The sequence below is a fragment of the Streptomyces sp. CLV115 genome (genome assembly GCF_038448545.1).
In the GTDB taxonomy this organism is placed as follows: domain Bacteria; phylum Actinomycetota; class Actinomycetes; order Streptomycetales; family Streptomycetaceae; genus Streptomyces; species Streptomyces sanglieri.
In genome coordinates this window covers 1-507 of sequence record NZ_JBCEWQ010000377.1, presented here as the reverse complement: position 1 = coordinate 507, position 507 = coordinate 1, and the positions used below count along the sequence as shown (strand labels likewise).

Annotated in this window: 1 protein-coding gene; it reads left to right on the top strand. The window is 61.3% G+C overall.

Features of this window, described 5'->3' with window-relative positions:
• Window positions 1-507, top strand: a 507-nt coding sequence (locus tag AADR41_RS42230; protein WP_342287785.1) for a hypothetical protein, incomplete at both ends; no start/stop codon positions are given.

The following is a 507-nucleotide window of genomic DNA, read 5'->3' as shown; positions in this document are numbered from 1 at the left end:
CTCGACAAGGGAGCACCGAATCTGCTCAAGGTTGGCTTCCCCGCCAACCAGGTCTTCAACCTCGGACTCATCAAGGCTTACGACAGTTTCCTGGACAATGCCAAGGGCCCGGGCGGAGTGGGCTTGCAGGATCGTTATGCGGCCCTGTGGAGGCACGTCGCGCAGGTCGTCGGGCAGGAACCCGGCGTCATGGGATACGACATTATCACCGAGCCTTGGCCGGGACATCACTACCCCACCTGCTATGTTGCCTTCGGCTGGTGCGGCCGAGCGATGGTGTCTTTGGACACCTTGTACGAGAAAGTCGGCAGGGCCATCACCTCGGTCGACCCCGACGGCATCGTCACCTACGAGCCCTACTCAACGTGGAACATGGGGCTGGACAGCCGCCCAGCTCGCCCATCCTCACCGAAGGCTGCCATTTCTTGGCACGTCTACTGCCCCATGAACGCGATCTTCGGCTCCTACGTCGGGTGCAATCCCCCTGACACCCACACCTTCAACAAC